The sequence below is a fragment of the Micromonospora chaiyaphumensis genome, from assembly GCF_900091435.1.
GTDB classification, from domain to species: Bacteria; Actinomycetota; Actinomycetes; order Mycobacteriales; family Micromonosporaceae; genus Micromonospora; species Micromonospora chaiyaphumensis.
The window spans coordinates 241285-255489 of the sequence record NZ_FMCS01000007.1; the positions used below are offsets into that span (position 1 = coordinate 241285).

14 protein-coding genes and 1 pseudogene are annotated in these 14205 nt (G+C 74.2%); 6 read left to right on the forward strand and 9 right to left on the reverse strand.

Translation table 11 applies throughout. The features are described from left to right. Positions 1 to 81: 81 nt before the first annotated feature. Positions 82 to 1653 carry a glycosyltransferase family 4 protein gene (locus GA0070214_RS20445; protein ID WP_091266660.1) on the forward strand — a complete coding sequence of 524 codons (1572 nt, stop codon included), beginning with the start codon at positions 82 to 84 and terminating at the stop codon, positions 1651 to 1653. Next, a pseudogene (locus GA0070214_RS20450) lies at positions 1635 to 3155 on the forward strand (glycosyltransferase); the annotation flags it as partial. The gene GA0070214_RS20445 and the pseudogene GA0070214_RS20450, both read left to right, overlap by 19 nt. 63 nt (positions 3156 to 3218) lie before the next feature. Here the strand turns inward: GA0070214_RS20450 and GA0070214_RS32545 are convergent. The 4 genes from GA0070214_RS32545 to GA0070214_RS20465 all read right to left on the reverse strand — a co-directional run bounded on the left by GA0070214_RS32545 (position 3219) and on the right by GA0070214_RS20465 (position 5996). Next, the gene (locus GA0070214_RS32545) at positions 3219 to 3512 is read right to left on the reverse strand and encodes a DUF6510 family protein (RefSeq protein WP_167364310.1); all 294 of its coding nucleotides are present in this window, start codon (positions 3510 to 3512) and stop codon (positions 3219 to 3221) included. 17 nt (positions 3513 to 3529) lie between these two features. Continuing rightward, positions 3530 to 4291 carry a ferredoxin reductase gene (locus tag GA0070214_RS20455; protein ID WP_091266243.1) on the reverse strand — a complete coding sequence of 254 codons (762 nt, stop codon included), beginning with the start codon at positions 4289 to 4291 and terminating at the stop codon, positions 3530 to 3532. Position 4292: 1 nt separating this feature from the next. Next, on the reverse strand, positions 4293 to 4892 hold the full coding sequence (locus GA0070214_RS20460) for a sulfite oxidase-like oxidoreductase (protein WP_091266246.1): 600 nt from the start codon (positions 4890 to 4892) through the stop codon (positions 4293 to 4295). 84 nt (positions 4893 to 4976) lie between these two features. Next, positions 4977 to 5996 carry a TerC family protein gene (locus tag GA0070214_RS20465; RefSeq protein WP_091266249.1) on the reverse strand — a complete coding sequence of 340 codons (1020 nt, stop codon included), beginning with the start codon at positions 5994 to 5996 and terminating at the stop codon, positions 4977 to 4979. A gap of 214 nt (positions 5997 to 6210) precedes the next feature. On the opposite strand from GA0070214_RS20465, the gene GA0070214_RS20470 reads away from it, so the two are divergent. Further along, complete coding sequence (locus GA0070214_RS20470) at positions 6211 to 7392, forward strand: CaiB/BaiF CoA transferase family protein (protein ID WP_377463578.1); 1182 nt, start codon at positions 6211 to 6213, stop codon at positions 7390 to 7392. Positions 7393 to 7411: 19 nt separating this feature from the next. Here GA0070214_RS20470 and GA0070214_RS20475 read toward each other — a convergent pair whose 3' ends face one another. Continuing rightward, complete coding sequence (locus tag GA0070214_RS20475; protein WP_091266253.1) at positions 7412 to 7816, reverse strand: DUF2267 domain-containing protein; 405 nt, start codon at positions 7814 to 7816, stop codon at positions 7412 to 7414. Between the two features lie 158 nt (positions 7817 to 7974). Between GA0070214_RS20475 and GA0070214_RS20480 the strand changes: the two genes are divergently transcribed. Both GA0070214_RS20480 and GA0070214_RS20485 read left to right on the forward strand, forming a co-directional pair. Next, on the forward strand, positions 7975 to 8244 hold the full coding sequence (locus GA0070214_RS20480; RefSeq protein ID WP_091266256.1) for a DUF2795 domain-containing protein: 270 nt from the start codon (positions 7975 to 7977) through the stop codon (positions 8242 to 8244). A gap of 9 nt (positions 8245 to 8253) precedes the next feature. Next, positions 8254 to 8916: a DUF1345 domain-containing protein gene (locus GA0070214_RS20485; protein WP_208602837.1), complete on the forward strand. Its 663-nt coding sequence runs from the start codon at positions 8254 to 8256 to the stop codon at positions 8914 to 8916. Positions 8917 to 9140: 224 nt separating this feature from the next. Here the strand turns inward: GA0070214_RS20485 and GA0070214_RS20490 are convergent, their stop codons facing one another. The 4 genes from GA0070214_RS20490 to GA0070214_RS20505 all read right to left on the reverse strand — a co-directional run bounded on the left by GA0070214_RS20490 (position 9141) and on the right by GA0070214_RS20505 (position 12732). Continuing rightward, a complete protein-coding gene (locus GA0070214_RS20490; RefSeq protein ID WP_091266260.1) occupies positions 9141 to 9809 on the reverse strand; it encodes a hypothetical protein in 669 nt (222 codons plus the stop codon). A gap of 32 nt (positions 9810 to 9841) precedes the next feature. Next, positions 9842 to 10813 (reverse strand): pirin family protein, encoded by a 972-nt coding sequence (locus tag GA0070214_RS20495; RefSeq protein WP_091266264.1) that lies wholly within the window; start codon positions 10811 to 10813, stop codon positions 9842 to 9844. Positions 10814 to 11046: 233 nt separating this feature from the next. Then, a complete protein-coding gene (locus GA0070214_RS20500) occupies positions 11047 to 11598 on the reverse strand; it encodes a hypothetical protein (RefSeq protein WP_091266267.1) in 552 nt (183 codons plus the stop codon). An 825-nt stretch (positions 11599 to 12423) separates the two neighbouring features. Next, the gene (locus GA0070214_RS20505) at positions 12424 to 12732 is read right to left on the reverse strand and encodes a MazG-like family protein (RefSeq protein WP_091266669.1); all 309 of its coding nucleotides are present in this window, start codon (positions 12730 to 12732) and stop codon (positions 12424 to 12426) included. A 91-nt stretch (positions 12733 to 12823) separates the two neighbouring features. Between GA0070214_RS20505 and gdhA the strand changes: the two genes are divergently transcribed. Further along, positions 12824 to 14161: an NADP-specific glutamate dehydrogenase gene (gene gdhA / locus GA0070214_RS20510; protein ID WP_091266673.1), complete on the forward strand. Its 1338-nt coding sequence runs from the start codon at positions 12824 to 12826 to the stop codon at positions 14159 to 14161. Positions 14162 to 14205 lie beyond the last annotated feature (44 nt).

Genomic DNA, 14205 nt, shown 5'->3' on the forward strand with positions numbered 1-14205 from the left:
CGCCGGAAAGGCCGGCCGACCAGCGGAGGACCACCAGTGGCACACGACGAGGCGACGCCGCCGCGCCGCGGCCGCGTCGTCATGCTTGTCGACAACAAGGTCGAGGGCGACTCCCGGGTGCAGAAGATCGCCCGGTCCGCCGCCGAGGCCGGGTGGGACGTGACGCTGCTCGGCCGTTCCCCGGACGGCACCGAACGGACCTGGCGGCTGGGCGCCGCCGAGGTGCGGCTGCTGCCGATGCCCGGGCCGCTGCACCGGCGCCGGCACGAGTTCCGCCGGTCGCTGCGTTGGCCCCTCGCGTACCGGTCGGGCGGCATCGCCGAGCACCGCGCCCAGTGGGTCCGGGCCTGGCGGGCCGACCTGGCCGTCCGGTCCGCCCTCGTGGCGGGGCGCGCGGCCGCCGGTGAGCTGGCCGGCGCCCGGCTGGGGCGGGCGCGGCGCGCGCTGCGCCGGCGGGAGGTCGCCGCCGGGCTGCTCGACCGCTGGGTGTGGCTGCGCACCAGGATGATGAACCGGGTCCGGTACGGCCGCCGCTTCCGCAGCCCGTGGGACCGGGCGTACACGCTGTTCTGGCGGCTCGTCCAGGGTGACCGGGCGTGGCGGCGGCTGGAGCCGGGGCTCTGGGACTACGAGCTGGCCTACGGCCCCGAGGTGGACCGGCTGCGCCCGGACCTGATCCACGCGCACGACTTCCGGATGCTCGGCGTCGGGGCCCGCGCCAAGATCCGGGCGGCCGGCCAGGGTCGCCGGGTGGCGCTGGTCTGGGACGCCCACGAGTTCCTGCCCGGGATCAAGCCCTGGCGGGACCACGCCCGCTGGCTGCCCGCCCATCGGGCGCACGAGCGGGAGTACGCCCCGTACGCCGACGCCGTGCTCACCGTCTCGGCCGACCTGGCGGAGCTGCTGCGCCGCGAGCACGGGCTCGCCGAGGCGCCCGGCGTGCTGCTCAACGCCCCGGCCGACGACCATCGCCCGGCCGACGACGCGCCGCCGCCGGACCTGCGGGCCGAGTGCGGGATCGGCCCCGACGTGCCGCTGCTGGTCTACAGCGGCGCGGCCGCACCGCAGCGCGGGCTGGACACCCTGGTCGAGGCGCTGCCCCGGCTGCCCGGCGTGCACCTCGCGCTCGTGGTGAACCCGGCGCTGCGCTTTGTCGAGAAGCTGGCCGAGCGGGCCGCCCGGCTCGGCGCGGCCGACCGGCTGCACGTGCTGCCGTACGTGCCGCACTGGCAGGTCGTGCCGTTCCTGTCCGGCGCCGACGTCGGGGTCATCCCGATCCACCACTGGCCCAACCACGAGATCGCACTGATCACCAAGTTCTTCGAGTACGCGCACGCCCGGCTGCCGGTGGTGGTCAGCGACGTGCGCACCATGGCGGCCACCGTGCGGGAGACCGGCCAGGGCGAGGTGTTCCGGGCCGGCGACGTCGACGACTTCGTCCGCGCGGTCACCGCCGTGCTGGCCGACCCCGCCCGGCACCGGGCCGCGTACGACCGGCCCGGGCTGCTCGCCGGCTGGACCTGGTCGGCCCAGGCCGAGGTGCTGGAGGCGACCTACCGCCGGCTGCTGCCCGACGCCCCACCACCGCCCGACGTGGACACGCCCGACCCGCCGACTCCCCGAGGAGCGCTCCGGTGCCCACCCCAGACGTGAGCGTCGTCATCCCGGTCTACAACACCCTGCCCTACCTGCGGGCCTGCCTGGACTCGCTGCTGCGGCAGACGATCGGCCGCGACCGCCTGGAGATCGTGGCGGTGGACGACGGCTCCACCGACGGCAGCGGCCGGCTGCTGGACCGGATCGCCGCCCGCCATCCCGGCACCGTCAGGGTGCTCCACCAGGCGAACTCCGGCGGCCCGGCCGCACCCTGCAACCGGGGCCTGGAGGTGGCCACCGGCCGGTACGTGTTCTTCCTCGGCTCGGACGACCACCTCGGCCCGGAGGCGCTGGAGCGGCTCGTCGCCGCCGCCGACCGGTACGGCTCGGACGTCGTGCTCGGCAAGGTGGTCGGGGTCAACGGCCGGCACGTCTTCTCCGACGTCTTCGCCGCCGGCAACGCGGTCGACGTGAGCCTGTTCGACTCCGCGCTGCCCTGGTCGCTGGCGAACACCAAGCTGTTCCGCCGCGACCTCGTCGACCGGCTCGGGCTGCGCTTCCCCGAGGACATGCCGGTGCTCAGCGACCAGCCGTTCACCCTGGCGGCCTGCTACCACGCCCGGCGGATCTCGGTGCTCGCCGACTACGACTACTACCACGCGGTGCGCCGGCTGGACGCCCGCAACATCACCTACCACAGCCGGGTCGACAAGCGCCTGGTCAGCGTGGAGCGGCTGTTCGCCTTCGTGGACGGGCTGATCCCGGCCGGGCCGCGCCGCGACGCCGTGCTGCGCCGGCACATTGGCCTGGAGCTGGCCAACCTGGTCGGCGACGACTTCCGCCGGCTGGACCGCCCCGCGCAGGAGCGCGTGCACGCGGCGGTGCGCCGGCTCGTCGAGCGGTACGTCACCGACGGGCTGCGGGACCGGCTGGACATCGAGGCCCGGCTGCGGCTCGGCGCGGTGACCGCCGGGGGCGTCGACGAACTGCTGGCCGTCATCGACCAGGACGCCGAGCGGGGCGTACCGGCCACGGTGGTCGCGGACGGCCGCTGGCACGCCGGCTATCCGGGCGCCCCGGCAGCGTGGACCGACGTCACCGAGGTCCGCGCCGACTGGCTGGCCCGGGTGGACACCGTGACGGTGAGCTGGGCCGACGCGCACACCCTCGCGGTGACCACGCGCAGCCCCTACCCCCGCTTCGCGGCGGAGGCGGGGCCGGTGCGGCTGGTGGCCGGCCCGGTCGCGGGCACCACCCTGCTGGACGCCACCGACCCGACGGGCCGGACGGTGCGCACCGACTTCCCGGTCGACCGGCTCCTGGCCGGCAGCGCGGCCAGCGGCCAGCGCCACCCGGTGCGGGCGGAGGTCGACGGCGGCCACGGCCGGGGCAGCGCCCCGGTCCGCGCGCCCCGGCTCGCCGCCGGCCGCCCCCGGGTGCTGCGCCGGGGCGCCCGCCTGTACGGGGTGGCCGCGACCGTCGACCCGCGCAACGGCCAGCTCGTGCTGTCGGTGGTGCCGGTGACCGTCGGGCAGGTGCTCAGCCGGCTGCGCCGGCGGTGGCGGCGGAGCGCGCCGCCCGTCGCCCGTCGGGTGCCGGCCCCGCTGCCGGTCCCGACGACGTCAGAGTGGGCGCGGGTGGGGCTGGTCGAGGGGCATGGGGATCTGGAGGAAGGTGGTGCCCCGCAGGTCGAGCCAGGCCTGGTCGGGCGCGCGGACCAGCCGCACCATCACCTCGGTGCAGGCCGGGCAGCGTCCGATCAGCCCGGGGGCGTGCGAGTAGACGTGCAGCCCCGCCATCGGGCCGGTCATGCCGCAGTGGTCGCAGCGCCCGATGGCGGAACTCAGGTCGACGGCGAAGACTTCGCGCATCGGCCCGTCGAGCATGTTGCCGTCCACGTAGGACATGTCGGTCATGCGCTCTCCTCGGGTGGTCAGCCGGTCGGGCCGAACCGTTCGGTCTTCACCCGCCGCGTCGGGTGGCCCAGGCCCACCAGCAGGTCCGCCACCGCCTCCACGAACCCGGTGGGGCCGCAGACGTAGCAGAGCGGCTCCAGGTCGGGCGGCCATCCGTGGGTATTCACGTCGGCGAGGCCGATCCGGTGCGGCTCCCCCCGCCAGCCCTCGGGCGCGGCCCGGGTGTAGACGTACGCCACGTCGAGGCCCTGGTCGTCCCGGGTACGGCGGCGCAGTTCCTCGGCGTAGAAGACGTCGTCGGGGGTGCGCACCGAGTAGATGAGGCGGAACGGCGCCCGGTTGCCGGCGGCCCGCCGCGCCCGGACCATCGCCATGAGCGGCACCACCCCGGAGCCGCCGCCCACCAGCAGCACCGGCGCGGTCTCGTCGGCACGCCAGACGAACCAGCCGCCGATCGGCCCGCGCACCTCCACGGGGTCGCCCTCGGCGTAGGTGTCGGTGAGGTACGGCGACACCTCCCCGTCGGGCACCCGCTGCACGGTCACCGCGATCCGCTCCCCCTCGGCCGGCCCGGCCAGCGAGTAGGAGCGGGCCGCCTGGTAGCCGTCGGCGGCGGTGAGCCGGATGTCGACGTGCTGCCCGGGCTGGTGCCCCGGCCAGCCGGGCACCTCCAGCACGAGGGTCTGCGCGCTCGGCGTCTCGACCCGCCGCTCCACGAGGCGGGCCACCCGCCAGGTCAGCGGGGCGGCCACCCGGTCGCCGGTCGTGGGGGCGGCCACCTCAGTCGCCCTGGTAGCGCTGCTCGCGCCACGGGTCGCCGTAGTCGTGGTAGCCGGCGGTCTCCCAGAAGCCCGGCTGATCGTCGGTGAGCAGCCGGATGCCCCGGACCCACTTGGCCGACTTCCAGAAGTAGAGGTGCGGCACGAGCAGCCGGGCCGGCCCGCCGTGCTCGGCCGGGAGCGGGCCGCCGTCGTAGGTGTGCGCCACCCAGGCCCGGCCGCCGCGCAGGTCGTCCAGGGGCAGGTTGGTGGTGTAGCCGCCGTAGGAGTGGGCCAGCGCGTAATGGGCGGCGGTGTCGACGCCGTCGAGCAGGGTGTCCAGCGAGACCCCCTGCCAGTCGGTGCCGAGCTTGGACCAGTGGGTGACGCAGTGGATGTCCACGTGCGGCGTCTCCTGCGGCAGGCCCATCAGCTCGTCCCAGGACCAGCGGTACTCGGCGCCGGTCTCGGTGGTGAGCACGAACTCCCAGGTGTCCAGCGGCACCCGGGGCGTCGGCCCGGCGGAGAGCACCGGGAAGTCCTGCGTGAGGTACTGCCCCGGTGGCAGGGCCGGTTCGGCCGTACGGGGCCGGCCCTGGAAGCCCGGCGAGACGATTCCCACCCGTCAGTCGTACCACCTGGGGTGGGCCGGGGCGAGGGGTTCGGCCGGGAGCCGCCGCGCCGGGTGACCGGCGCGGCGGCCGGGTCACCGCCGCTCGGCGACCACCGCGCCCTCCCCGGCGGTCTGGTCGCGGGTGGCCCGCAGGCTCGTCAGGGTGACGATCACCAGGACGCCGATGATGACGCCCAGCGAGGCGAGGGTGGGGATCTGCGGCACGCCCGGCCAGATGCCGTGCGCCCAGTGCAGGCCCAGCTTGAGGCCGATGAAGGCGAGGATGACGGCCAGGCCGTAGCTGAGGTGCACGAGGCGGCTCAGGGCGGCGTGCAGGACGAAGTAGAGCGCCCGCAGGCCGAGCAGGGCGAAGGCGTTGGTGGCGAAGACCAGGTAGGGGTCCTCGGTGATGCCGTAGACGGCGGGCACCGAGTCGACGGCGAAGACCACGTCGGTGGCGAGCACGGCGACGACCACGAGGGCGAACGGGGTGAGCGCGCGCCGGCCGGCGCTCCGGACGGTCATCTTCGGGCCGTGGTACTCGTCGACCACCGGCATGACCTTGCGCAGCAGCCGGACGGACCGCATCTTGTCGATGTCGACCTCCTGCTGGTGCCCGGAGAGGGCGTCGCGCAGCAGCTTGACCGCGGTGGCGATCAGGATCAGCGCGAAGAGCAGGAAGGCGAAGTCGAGGGTCTGCAGCGCGGCGGCGCCCAGGGCGATGAAGATGGCACGCAGCACGAGCGCGCCGGCGATGCCGTAGAGCAGCACCCGCTGGGCCAGCACGGCGGGCACCGCGAACGCGGCCAGCAGCAGCATGAAGACGAAGAGGTTGTCGACCGAGAGCGACTTCTCCACCAGGTAACCGGTGAGATACTGGACGCCCTGCTCGGAGCCGTAGCGGCCCCACACCCAGCCGCCGAAGGCCAGCGGCAGGGCGATGTAGAAGGCCGACCAGCCCAGCGCCTCCTTCAGGGAGACCTCGTGCGGCTTGCGGGTGACCAGGAAGTCGAGCACCAGCAGCGCCAGCACGCCGGCGATGGTCACCGCCCAGAGGGTGGGGGTGCCGACCGACGACAGCTCGGTGGCGGACAGGTACGACAACTCGGTCATGGAGCCTCCTCGAACACGGTGCCATGTCCGAGGTCTCCTTCACCCACCGATCGTGGGCAACCACCCGAGGCGCGCCCGGGGCCCGCCGTACTGACCGGAATGGTTCGTGGGAAGTACTCCCCTCGCGGCTCCAAGGTTAGGGCAACCTCAACCCGCACGCCAAGTTTCGACGCGGATGATTGCCCTGGTCAACCGCTGTGCGGGGCGGTGGGGCATGGTGCCCGGGCAGCCGGAGCCCTATGGTGACGCGATGACCAACGGGCCGCTGACCGGCGTACGGGTGATCGAGCTGGCCGGCATCGGGCCCGGGCCGTTCGCCGCCATGATGCTCGCCGACCTCGGCGCGGACGTGGTGCGGGTGGACCGGATCGGCGGCGGGGGCTTCGGCGACATCCCGGGCGACCTGCTCAACCGCAACCGCCGCTCGATCGCCGTCGACCTCAAGACCCCGGAGGGGCGCGAGGTGGTGCTGGCCCTGGTCGCCGGGGCGGACGCGCTCGTCGAGGGATTCCGGCCGGGCGTCACCGAGCGGCTCGGCCTCGGCCCGGACGACTGCCACGCCGTCAACCCCAAACTGGTGTACGGGCGGATGACCGGCTGGGGGCAGGACGGACCGCTCGCCCAGACGGCCGGCCACGACATCGACTACCTGGCGCTGACCGGCGCGCTGCACGGCGTCGGCCGGGCCGGCGAACGCCCGGTGCCGCCCATGAACCTGCTCGGCGACTTCGGCGGCGGCGGGATGATGCTGGCCCTCGGCGTCGTCGCGGCGCTGTACGCGGTCCGCGCCGGCGCCCCCGGCCAGGTGGTCGACGCGGCCATCGTGGACGGCGTGTCGGTGCTGGCCACCCAGATCCACGCGCTGCGGCACGCCGGCATGTGGCAGGACCCGCGCGGCGTGAACCTGCTCGACGGGGGCGCGCCCTTCTACGACACGTACGAGTGCGCCGACGGGCGGCACCTCGCGGTGGGCGCGCTGGAGCCACGGTTCTACGACGAGCTGGTCCGGCTCACCGGCTTCCCGCTCGACGGCGACGAGGCGCCCGACCGGCACGACCCGGCGAACTGGCCGGCGCTGCGGGCGGCCTGGGCGCGGCTGTTCCGCACCCGCACCCGGGACGAGTGGGCCGCGCTGCTGGCCGGCTCGGACGCCTGCGTGGCGCCGGTACTCGACTGGGCCGAGGCCCCGGAGCACCCGCACCTGGCCGCCCGGGAAGTCTTCGTCGCGCCCGACGGGGTCGCCCAGCCGGCCCCCGCGCCGCGCTTCTCGGCGACCCCCACCTCGGTACGCCGACCGCCGCCGCGCACCGGTGAGCACACCGACGAGCTGCTGGCCGAGACCGGCCTCGACGCGGAGCGGATCGCCGCCCTGCGCGGCTCGGGCACGGTCGCCTGACGGGGCCGGGCCCGTCGGGTCAGCGGCGGGCCGTAGCGGGCGCCAGGGCGGGCTCCACCATGTCCCGGAAGTCGCGCGGCAGTTGGACCACCACGTCCTGGAACTCCCCGCCGCTGATCGCCTCGCGCAGGGTGCAGAAGACGGCGCGCACCCCGTTCCGGGCGGTCGCCTCGTCGACGCCGGCCCGCACGGACACCCGGGCGACGAACTCGGCGGCCCCGAAGCGGTCGGCCGCCTCGGCGCGGGGATCCGGCTTGAGCAGCCCCTGGAGGGGCTTCGGCAGCTGCGCGGCGAGGTCCAGCACCTCGCCGCCGGTCAACCGGTCGGTGAGGGTCGCCAGCGTGGCCCGCGTCAGCTCCGCCGCCAACTCCTGCGACGCTCCGGTACGTCGCGCCACCCGGCCGACGAAGGTGAGGTAGTGCATGCGTGGTACCCCCTTCGGTGCTCAGCACCGCGCGGCTACCCGTCACGGCGGCCCGGAAACGCCGGCGTTTTTCCACCGGCCGCGGGGGCGTGACCCGCGGTCCGGCGGGTAACCGCCGCCGGTCGTGACCGCAACTACAGGCGCGAGGAGCCCCACCCATGGCGAGTTACACGGACGTCCTCGAGTACCTGTCCGCGCTGGACTATCCGGCCGGCAAGGACGACGTCATCCAGGAGGCCGAACGGGAGGGCGCGCCGCCGGAGGTCTTGAAGGCGCTGCGGGCGCTGCCGCCGGTGGACTACGCCAACGGCACCGAGGTGGCCCGCTCGGCCGGCATCGACGCCGCCCCGGAGGTGGGCCGCTCCCAGCGCGCGGCGCAGGCCCGGGACCGGCACCCGCGGGTCTCGCAGCACCTGCGCGGCATCTGACCCCGCTCGGTGCCGCGTTGGACGGCCGGCCGGGTCCACGGGCACGTGCCGGCGGCGCTCCAGCTCGTGGTGATGGCGCTGGTCGGCGGCATCGCCGCCGGTGCCGCCGTCGTCATGCTCAGGCCGGCCCTCGCCCCGCTGGTCGGATGGGACGCGGCCGCGCTGAGCTGGCTGGCACTGCAGTGGGGACGGCTGTCCCGGCTGGACGCCGAGCGGACCGCACGGTTGGCGAAGCTGGAGGATCCCAACCGGGCCACCCGTGACGCCCTGCTGCTGGCCGCCTGCCTGGCCAGCCTGCTCGCGGTCGGCATGGTGCTGACCACCACGCACAGCCTCCAGCCCGGACTGCTCCGGGACCTCTACGGCGCCCTCGGCGTGCTGAGCATCGTGGTCGCCTGGTTCGTGGTGCACACCGTCTACACCACCCGGTACGCCCGGCTGTACTACAGCGGTGAGCCGGGCGGGATCAACTTCCACCAGGACGAGCCACCGCGCTTCTCCGACTTCGCGTACGTGGGCTTCACCGTCGGCGCGACCTTCCAGGTCTCCGACACCGACCTCTGCAGCTCGGAGATGCGCCGCACGGCGCTGCGGCACCTGCTGCTGTCGTACCTGTTCGGCGCGGTCATCATCGCCGCCACGGTGAACCTGCTCGCCAGCCTCGCCCAGTGAGCCCCCGGCCCAGTGGGCCCCGGAGACAGGCGGGCGCCCCGGGTCACGAACCGCGACCTGGGGCGCCACGCAGCACCTGTCCCCGCCGGTCCGCGCCCGAACCGGGTCGCGACCGACAGGCGGTGGATGTTCGCCCGAACCGGGCGGGCATCGCTGCCACGATCATCATACGACAGGGCATCAGCCGAACGGGTGAGTATCGCGGGAATGTGGCGGTCGGCACGTCAGGCCGACAGCTCGGCGTACCGCTTCTCCAGGTCCACCCGGGCCAGCGCACCCACCAGCCACGCCAGCCGCTCCGACTCGCCGCTGCCGGCCAGCCCGGCCAGGTCGTCGGCGGAGCGGCCCAGCCCCAGCCGGCGCGCCGCGGCGAGCGCCCGCCGGTCGGCCACCGGCGCCACCTCCCGCCACACCGCCTGCGCCTCGCGCAGGAACAGGTCGGCCACCTCGTCGTCCACCCCGGGCAACGCGGTCAGCAGTCGCCGCTCCCGGGCCGGATCCTGGTGCGCCTCGGTGCGGAGCCGGCGCAAATCGCCCCGGTACGCGTCGACCACGTTCTGCGCCAGGTCACCGAGCGTGGCGGCGAGCTTGTCCACGTCGCCGCGCTGCCCGGCCGCGCGCAGCACAGCGACCCGGTCGGCGTGCAGCGAGCGGGCCAGCCGGGCCGCGCTGTCCCAGCCGGCGTCCCGCAACCCCGTCGCGGCGTCGACCGCCTTGTGGAAGTCGCCCCGACGGGCGAGCAGAACGGACAGGTAGAGCACCTGGAACAGCTGGGACGGGTTGTTCGTGACCCGGAACCCGTACCGTTCGGCGAACCCCCGCCCGTCCCCGGCGAGCCGGCGGACCAGCCGCTTCTTGTCCTCGACACTGGAAATCGCACTGGTGGTGGGCATGCCCGCCGTCTACCCCGGGCGGGGCGGGGCATTCAGCCGAGCGTGGTGCCGTGCCGGTCCCGCGCCTTGAGCCGGGTGGTGGGCAACGCCGGGGCGGGCAGCGGAGGCGCCGCGTCGTCGGCGACCGTGCCGAACCGCCGGCCCGCCATCCAGTCCTCGCGGGCGGCCGCGACCTCCTCGTGCGAGCGGCCCACGAAGTTCCACCACATCACCAGCGGCTCCTCGAACGGGGTGCCGCCGAGCAGCAGCAGCCGGCTGCCCGGGGCGGCCCGCAGGGTCAGCGCGTCCCGGCCGGCGCCCAGGTAGAGCAGCGCTCCGGGCGCGAAGGCCACCCCGTCCACCTCCGCGGAGCCGGACATGGCGAGCAGCCCGTACTCGAAGTCGCGGCGCAGCGGCAGCGTGGCCGCCGCCGGACCCCGGACCTCGAGCTGCGCCCCGACCAGCGGGGTGTACACCACGGCCGGGGAGCGCTCCCCGCCCACCTCGCCGACGAGCAGGGTGACGTCCAGGTCGCCGTCGCTCCAGCGGGGCAGCTCGGCGTGGTGGGCGAAGTCGGCCGCGCCGGCCCGGGCCGGGTCCGGCAGCGCCACCCAGAGCTGCACGCCGTGCATGAGCGGCGGGTGCACCAGGGGCGAGCGCTCCGAGTGGGCGATGCCGTGCCCCGAGGTCATCACATTGAGCTGGCCGGGGCGGATCGGCTGGACGTTGCCCAGGCTGTCCCGGTGCAGGATCTCCCCGTCGAGCAGCCACGTGACCGTCTGCAGGCCGGTGTGCGGGTGCGGCGGCACCTCCATGCCGGGGCGCTCGGCCACGTCGTCCGGTCCGAAATGGTCGACGAAGCACCAGGCGCCGACGAGCCGCCGCTGCCGCTGCGGCAGCAGCCGGCGCACCGTCGTGTAACGCCCCAACGGCACGTCGTGCCCGGGCAGCAGCACACTGCCGGGGTCCGTGGAGCCCACGCCGGGTGGGAGGGTCTGCGCGGGCAGGGATTCGGTACGGTCCACCTGCCTGACTGTACGCGCGGGGCTCGTCGCGTTCGCCCTGCTCCGGGTCTGGTTCTTGCTGGTCGTTGGTTGCGGTCAGGGCTGGGGGCGAGGGTGACCGGCTCCGGGCAGTCAGGCTTGATCCCTGCGCCGGTCACCCTCGCCCCCAGCCCGTCGTGGTCCTTCGCCGTCCTTGACTTCCGAAGACGCCGCTGGCCGGCACCCCTGTTCGGGGTGCCGGCCAGCGCGGTGGCTCAGCTGTTCCAGTTGTGGGCGACGATGTCGGTGGCCTGCTGCTCCCACTGGGCGTAGGCGTCGGGGTAGGCCGAGACCTGCACGGTCTGGGCGGCCTCGGTCAGCGGCATGTCCTGCCAGCCGTCGACCTGCTTCAGGCCCTTCAGGAACGCCAGGGTGGAGTACTCGGGGTCGGTGATCTGCTCCGGCGAACCCCAACCCCAGCACGGGCGCTGCTGGAACAGGCCCAGCGAGTCGTGATCGTTCCGGTCGCCGAGGTGGCCCAGGTTCTCCAGCTTCGACTCCTGCAACCACGTGGCGATCGAGATCACCGCCGCCCGCTCCGGGAGACCGGCCTTCTTCGTCGCGGCGATGATCGCCTTCGCGTTCGCGGTCTGCTCACCGTTCAGGTCGATCTTCGACTGGGCGCCCTGCACGCTCGCCACCGCGGCCGGCTTGGTGCCCTGCACGGGGGCAGCGTCGGCGTGGGCGGCGACCGGACCGGCGAAGATCCCACCGGTGAAGGCCAGACCAGCAATACCCAGCACGCTCTTACGCAGCATCGAGTTCATGACAAAGCTCCTTGGGGGTTGGCGCACACGCCGATGGGGGTCGGCCGTGCGCAAGCACCGTCAGGCGCTCAAAGAAGTCTTGGGGGATCATCGGCGCGCGGGGCGAAGCCACTTCGTCGCGCCGGGACCATGTACAACGACCGGCGGCCCACCATCATTCCGGGCGGTACACCCACCTTGATTGGCGGGGCGGTTCCCGGAGGGGCCGGTCACCCCGCTGGGCGGGGCGCCTTCCTCGGTCGTGCACCGGGTACAACGACCCCCGCCCACCGGCCATTCCGCCGCCGGGATGCCGCCGATCACCGCCGCGAAACGGACAATCCTGCCAGGCCACGACCGTCGGTGGAACACCACGGGTGTATCCGGGCCCGGGAACACCCATGGGGCGTTCCACCCACGCCCGAGCGACGGCGCGAAACGGACTTCACCCGGCCCGGCACGGTCGGTGGAACGGTATGGAGGTGTCCCGACCCCGGAGACATCCATAACGTTCCACCCAGCGGGGCGAGGCCGGGCGCGAACCGGACACTCGACGCAGTCGGACACCGGGCGGGCGAACGGGCCGGGTGTGCGTGGTCGGCCGGTCTGGGCGCCGGTAGCCGGGCGAAGCCCGGTGGGAGCCGGCCGTCCGCGTATCCCTGGGGCGTGTGCCGGAGGTGGCACGGGCCAGGAGGTCGGCACGGGCCGGGAGGGGGCACGGGCCGGGAGGGGGCACGGGCCGGGAGGTGGCACGGGCCGGGAGGTGACACGGGCCGGGAGGTGGCACGGGCCGGGAGGTGGCACGGGCCGGGAGTCAGGCGGAGGCCGCAGCGTTCCACTCACCGGTCAGCTCAGGCGGGTGCGGGCCTTCTCGGCGCAGGCGGACAGCAGGGTCTGGGCGTCCAGGCCCAGGCTTTCGATCGCCACCAGGGCGGTGAACGCCACGTCCGCCAGTTCGGCGGCCACCTCCTCGCGGGTGTGCGTGACACCCTTGCGGGGGTTCTGGCCGAGCACCCCGATCCAGGCGGCGGCCACCTCTCCCGTTTCCTCGGTGAGCTTGAGGAGCCGGGCGGTCAGCTCCGCGTCCCCGGTGCCGTTGGCGGCGTCCAGCCAGGCACGGGCGTCCCTCGCCGTCTTCCAGATCAACTCGTCCACCCGACCAGTGAACCGGACGGCGGCGACGATCCGTACCCCGGGACGGTGCGGCGACGAGGCCGGCACCGGGACCGGAAGGGGCGTGTCCGTGATGCCGGAGACCGTCGAGACGGTGTTCGCGAACGTGGTCAAGCGGAACCCGGGTGAGCCCGAGTTCCACCAGGCCGTCCGGGAGGTGCTGGAGAGCATCGGACCGGCCCTGGCCCGCCACCCCGAGTACGCGCACGCGTGCGTCATCGAGCGGATCTGCGAGCCGGAGCGGCAGGTCATCTTCCGGGTGCCGTGGGAGGACGACCACGGCCGGGTCCGGGTGAACCGCGGCTTCCGGGTGGAGTTCAACAGCGCCCTCGGCCCGTTCAAGGGCGGGCTGCGCTTCCACCCGTCGGTCTACCTGGGGATCGTGAAGTTCCTCGGCTTCGAGCAGATCTTCAAGAACGCGCTGACCGGCCTGCCGATCGGCGGCGGCAAGGGCGGTGCGGACTTCGACCCGAAGGGCCGCTCGGACCGCGAGGTGATGCGGTTCTGCCAGAGCTTCATGACCGAGCTGTACCGGCACATCGGCGCGCAGACCGACGTGCCGGCCGGGGACATCGGGGTGGGTGGCCGGGAGATCGGCTACCTGTTCGGCCAGTACAAGCGGATCACCAACCGGTACGAGTCCGGCGTGCTCACCGGCAAGGGCCTGTCGTACGGGGGCGCGCAGGTGCGGCGCGAGGCGACCGGCTACGGGGCGGTCTTCTTCGCCGAGGAGATGCTCCGGCAGACCGGGGACAGTCTGGACGGCAAGCGGGTGGTGGTCTCCGGCTCCGGCAACGTGGCGATCTACGCGGTCGAGAAGGTGCACCAGCTCGGCGGGACGGTGGTGGCCTGCTCGGACTCGGACGGCTACGTGCTGGACGAGAAGGGCATCGACCTTTCCCTGCTGCGCGAGCTGAAGGAGGAGCGCCGGGCCCGCCTCGACGACTACGTCCGGCACGTGCCGCACGCGGTCGCGGTCTCCGGTCGTACCGTCTGGGAGGTGCCCTGTGATCTGGCGCTGCCCTGTGCGACGCAGAACGAGATCGGCGGCGCGGAGGCCGCGGCCCTGGTGGCCGGCGGCTGTGTCGCGGTGGTCGAGGGGGCGAACATGCCGACCACGCCGGAGGCGGTGCGGATCCTGGGCCGGGCCGGGGTGCGGTTCGCCCCGGGCAAGGCCGCCAACGCCGGCGGGGTGGCGGTGAGCGCGTTGGAGATGCAGCAGAACGCGAGCCGCGACTCGTGGACGTTCGCCCAGTCGGAGCAGCGGCTGCGGGAGACGATGCGGGACATCCACGCCCGCTGCTGGGCGACCGCCGAGGAGTACGGGCTGCCGGGCGACTACGTGGCCGGGGCGAACATCAACGGGTTCCGGCGGGTGGCGGAGGCGATGCTGGCGCACGGCCTGGTGTGAGCGGCCACTGTGGGCGGACCGGGCGATCCTCGCTGACCGTTCGG